We start from the raw sequence: 4,813 nt of genomic DNA, 5'->3' as shown, positions 1-4,813 counted from the left end.
GTGCGTTACCTACTATCCGAAGAGCGATGCAACAAAGCCATCCCAGTGTCAGCTACTTGGATGACAAGAAAGGGAGCACTGGAATGACAGGAGAAGGGGGGCTACTACCGTCATAAAGGAACCAGTGTCAGTTACTCGGATGATACCTTTTTCTACTTAATTTGGGTTATGCAAGAAGTCTATTCGCGGTATAGATTCCGCTAACACGTAGCGGGATGACGGTTGTCGGTAAATCTAAGTCAGTTTAGCTATATGCTTTTAATTCCCCCAAAAGGAGAATTAAATATGTGAAGTTCTAGTTGATATGACTTAATGAATGGTTAGTTTAAATTACTAATTTATTTAAGAGATTTTGATAATATTTAACCCACTCGCTTTTCTATTTTCCATATCACGATGTGCTTGAATTATTTCATCAAATTTATATTTTTTATTGATCCGTACAGTTAAAAGTTTTTTTCTTATCATCTCGAAGATTTCCATTGTGGTAAGCACTAATGTGAATCTATCATGCTTATAATGGTATATTGAGGTTCCAGTTGCAAATAACGAACGTGAACTAAGTAAAGAAAAACTAATAGGAGCGTTACCTGATATCTGCCCATAGGAAACGTATATGCCGAACCTGCCTAAAGATTCAAAAGAAAGCTTGCTTGTAGCGTAACCTATAGGGTCATACACTGCACCTACTCCTCTGTTTTGCGTAATCTCCATAACTTTAGAAACGAAGTCTTTATCATTGTAGTTTATTGCGTATGTGCAGCCACTTTGTAAAGCTATCTTCATTTTTTCATCAGAGCTTACAGAACCTATCACTACACCTTTTTTATCCTTTGCCCATTGGCATATTATTTGTCCTAAACCACCATTAGCCCCATGAACTAGCACGAAAGCACCAGGCCTAACTTTATAAGATTGATTAACTAAATAGTGAGCTGTCATACCTTTAAACAGCACTGCAGCAGCAACTTCATCAGATATGTCATCTGGAATTTTTATCAGATATTTCTGGTGTATAATGCGCTTTTCACAATATGCCCCTGGAGGAGCTGTGCAATATCCAACTCTGTCTCCAACCTTCAATCCATCACTGATTTTTTTACCAAGCTTTTCAATAACTCCCACTGCTTCTACCCCAAGCACTGATGGTAAATTTTTAATTTTGCGCGTACCTTTTCTGTGCTCTAAATCATAACGATTTAAGCCGATAGTTGTGTGACGTACTAAAACTTCCTCGCCTTTTGGCTCACCTATACTCTTATCTACAAATTCTAATACTTCTGGTCCCCCAGTTTTTTTAATTTGTATAGCTCTAACCATGATGAATATTAAGATAAAAACTTTGATTATGTTATCTAACAATTAATATTTTGCAAAGTTATTGTTTTCACAATCAATAGACTTCTTGCGTTACCTCCTGTCATTCCAGTGTCAGCTACTTGGATGACACCCTATTGATTACTGAAATGACACGGGTTGCAAACATTCTGTTACTTAAGCTTAAAGAACGTGTATGATAGTGTTATTTCGCCCAAATCTTTTGTATTACTATCAAGCATTATCTCAGGATCTATATAGAAAGATACGGGCATAGCTGCTTTTTGTTTTGGTAGCAACATTTGCTCTTCAAAACAAAAGCATGCAACTTTATTGAAATACTTACCTGCTTTGAAAGGCGTAACATTATACACCGCCATACCAAATGAAGGCTGATCAGATAGATTTTTTGCGTAATAAAACGCTAAACTTTGTTCTCCTATGTTTACGTCAACGTAGTTAGTTTCTGATTTAAACTCCCAAGGTAGATCGGACATTATATCAGCATTGAAATGGACCCTGATCTTTTGGTTAGTTATATTTGTTGTTGTGTTAGTTACTTTTCTTATTGTGCCACCATACCCAGTAGCTTTACAGAAAATGCTATATAGAGGTACCGATGCATATGCAAGACATATCATCGACACAACTAAAGATACTAAAAAGAAAACTATAGAATTCTTACTGCCTTTCCTTAAAAAGGAAAACATCTAATCCCTATTGTTGAACAAGTTAAGTAACCTGAGTAGATTGAGAAATATATTAATAAAGTCAAAATAAAGATTAGTTGCACCGAGTATTGCCAATTTAGTAGTAGCAACTTCTGATCCGTCATTATGTTTATAATAAACGTCCTTGATTCTTTGAGCATCATACGCAGTCATTAAGGTAAAGACTATTACTGATATGAACGATATTGCAAAGTGGAGAGGACTACTTCCAAGAAATAAATTTACTATAGACGCAATGATTAACCCCCAAACTCCCATAATCAAGAAAGAGCCCATACTTGTAAGATCTCTTTTTGTAGTATTGCCATATAAAGCCATAGAGCCAAACATGATTGATGTAATGAAAAACGCCCTTGCTATATTTTCTGCAGTATAAACTATAAAAACATAAGATAAGGAAAGCCCCATTAACACTGAGAACGAGAAAAATATAGTAACGGCAGACTGAGCACTTAGGTGTTGAATTCTATAAGACATGTAGAACACCAATGCAACCGGAGATAACATTACCACAAGCGATAGAACGGGATTAGAATAAATTACTTGAAAAAGACCAGAAAATACTGTTAAAAATGCAACAAGCCCTGTGACGCCCAGAGCTAAAGCCATGTAATTATATACTTTAGTTAGGTAACTTCTAAGCCCAGCACTATAATAAACGCCTTGAGAGCGAATATCCTGTTCATTTCTCATATAAGACATAATATAACTCCTTTTATCCATTACTTAACACATTATAATATAAAACCATATTTTTATCAAGTGTTTTTATTATAAACAGCTATGCGCTGGCATTTGTTTTAATATAAATAGAATATAGGCCTATTGCTGCTGCGTTTGAAACATTTAAACTGTTAATTGCATTTGACATTGGGATTTTTAAAAGATAATCACAATTTTCTTTAACTAACCTCCGCATTCCTTTCTCTTCAGAACCAAAAATAATTACTCTTTTTTTCTCAAAACTCTTTATTTCATCTATATTTTCTTTAGCATTGCAATCAAACCCGTAACACCAGTAGCCGACCTTTTTTAAATACTGCATAGTTTTTACTATATTTGTAACGTATATTAGCGGAACAATATCTAAAGCCCCACTTGCTGCTTTTGCAATAGATGCATTTTCACTCGGTGAATGGTTATGTGGTAAAACCAATGCGTCGACATTAAAACAAGCTGAAGTTCTTAAAATTGATCCAATATTGTGCGTGTCAGTGACTTGATCTAAAATGACTATAGTAGAACTGTCGTTTGAGCTTTCAGCTACTTCTTCGATGCTTAAGTTATAAAGAATAGGGGCAACATTTAAAGCAATTCCTTGATGGTTAGCACCTTTGGGTAAAACGTCATTAAGTATTTTGTTTTCTACTAATCGAACTTTAATGCCCTTACTATTTGCATATTGCTTAATTTCTTTTTCGTGTTCTCTATAGAAATTTTCTGTTACTAACAGTTCTATACACCGCCTATTTTTATTCTTCAGTGCTGACATGCAGGTGTGCTTTCCATACAGCCAAAAATTCTCATTAGTTTTTGACGATTTCATCGTATTATTGAAAATCGGGTTTTTATAGAATAAGCAACATTTTACTATGTTTGAATATTGTTGTAAAATTATACAATTCGATTAATGCGTTTATGTCGGACGATGAGTTGGATTGGCAAAAAAATGTTAAGCCAATAAAATGTGGAAAAGTTACTTTGAAAGTTGATCATAAAGTAAATATAAAGTCTATGGTTGATAAAGGTACCTCCGACTTACAAGGGAATTTTCTTAATACCAATAATAGTAACTCATCATTTTGTCTTGACCAAAACACAAAATCAAAAGTTGATAGGGGTAAATATTTTATAAGCGATAAGCTCGATTTGCATGGCTATAATATAGAGGATGCTTACTGTAAATTGATAGATTTTATTATCAAAAATTATCGAGCAGGAAATAGATGTTTATTGGTAATTACGGGATACGGCAGTGCAACAAACAAAACAGACACTATAAAGAGTAACTTAAATAAATGGTTAAATGACACTAAAATCCAGCATATGGTTCTATACTACCAACAAGCTACGAAAAAACATGGTGGTAAAGGGGCTTTTTATGTTTTATTAAGAAGGAATAAAAACCTTGAGTCCTGATACTTAAAATTCCTTTTAAGCCTTAATTTTTCTTGTATAACCATACAGTGTTCGGCAGCGCGTGACGCACAACTGTGCGAACATTGTGATTTGGGTCTACCAGGAAGGATGTCTCCCAGTACCTCTTTTCCCGTCATCCCGCTACGTGTTAGCGGGATCTCATTTCACTTTATGAGGGTGTCATCCGAATAGCTTGACTACTTGGATCCAGATTGGATACTGAGTTGGTGAGTATAAAAGTATAGCTTCTACGTCATACCGCCGCGGTATCTCAGCCGCTAACAAATAGCGGGGTGACGAGTTACTATACCGCTGCGAACCGTCATACCGCGATTTATTCCATAGCTGTACGAACATTCATTTTTGAAGGTAAACTGCACAGCAAATGGTGTCATTCCAGTGCTTGACACTGGAATCCAGCCGGCTTTGTTGCATCGCTAGCTATGATGGATTAAAGATAAAAAAGGTGGAGAATATCAGTAGCTTATTATTCTGGTATTTATAACAAGAACGGTCAGTGAATACCTAAATTTGAGTAAAAGAAATTTCACTACCACTCACTAATCCGGCTAAAATTCAAGAATTTCAATGCTTTAGCTATTTTCAATAGAATTAAATTTATTAAT

Annotated in this window: 6 protein-coding genes; 1 reads left to right on the top strand and 5 read right to left on the bottom strand. The window is 35.1% G+C overall.

Going from position 1 to position 4,813, the window contains the following annotated elements; genetic code table 11:
* Window positions 1-342 precede the first annotated feature (342 nt).
* The 4 genes from OZD64_RS00645 to rlmB all read right to left on the bottom strand — a co-directional run bounded on the left by OZD64_RS00645 (window position 343) and on the right by rlmB (window position 3,594).
* Window positions 343-1,320, bottom strand: coding sequence for a quinone oxidoreductase family protein (locus OZD64_RS00645; protein WP_038199239.1), 978 nt, complete (start codon window positions 1,318-1,320; stop codon window positions 343-345).
* Window positions 1,321-1,490: 170 nt separating this feature from the next.
* A complete protein-coding gene (locus tag OZD64_RS00640; protein ID WP_010082343.1) occupies window positions 1,491-2,027 on the bottom strand; it encodes a cytochrome c oxidase assembly protein in 537 nt (178 codons plus the stop codon).
* Window positions 2,028-2,750 carry a Bax inhibitor-1/YccA family protein gene (locus tag OZD64_RS00635; protein ID WP_010962942.1) on the bottom strand — a complete coding sequence of 241 codons (723 nt, stop codon included), beginning with the start codon at window positions 2,748-2,750 and terminating at the stop codon, window positions 2,028-2,030.
* A gap of 79 nt (window positions 2,751-2,829) precedes the next feature.
* Window positions 2,830-3,594, bottom strand: coding sequence for a 23S rRNA (guanosine(2251)-2'-O)-methyltransferase RlmB (gene rlmB, locus OZD64_RS00630; RefSeq protein WP_038199241.1), 765 nt, complete (start codon window positions 3,592-3,594; stop codon window positions 2,830-2,832).
* 92 nt (window positions 3,595-3,686) lie between these two features.
* Between rlmB and OZD64_RS00625 the strand changes: the two genes are divergently transcribed.
* Window positions 3,687-4,187, top strand: a complete 501-nt coding sequence (locus OZD64_RS00625; RefSeq protein ID WP_010082340.1) for a Smr/MutS family protein — start codon at window positions 3,687-3,689, stop codon at window positions 4,185-4,187.
* Window positions 4,188-4,465: 278 nt separating this feature from the next.
* Here OZD64_RS00625 and OZD64_RS00620 read toward each other — a convergent pair whose 3' ends face one another.
* Window positions 4,466-4,597 (bottom strand): hypothetical protein, encoded by a 132-nt coding sequence (locus OZD64_RS00620; protein ID WP_010962944.1) that lies wholly within the window; start codon window positions 4,595-4,597, stop codon window positions 4,466-4,468.
* Between the last annotated feature and the right edge of the window lie 216 nt (window positions 4,598-4,813).

The organism is Wolbachia endosymbiont of Drosophila tristis, from assembly GCF_028981745.1.
GTDB classification, from domain to species: domain Bacteria; phylum Pseudomonadota; class Alphaproteobacteria; order Rickettsiales; family Anaplasmataceae; genus Wolbachia; species Wolbachia pipientis.
Note: the sequence above shows the minus strand (reverse complement) of the source record. Positions and strands in the feature narration are given on the sequence as shown.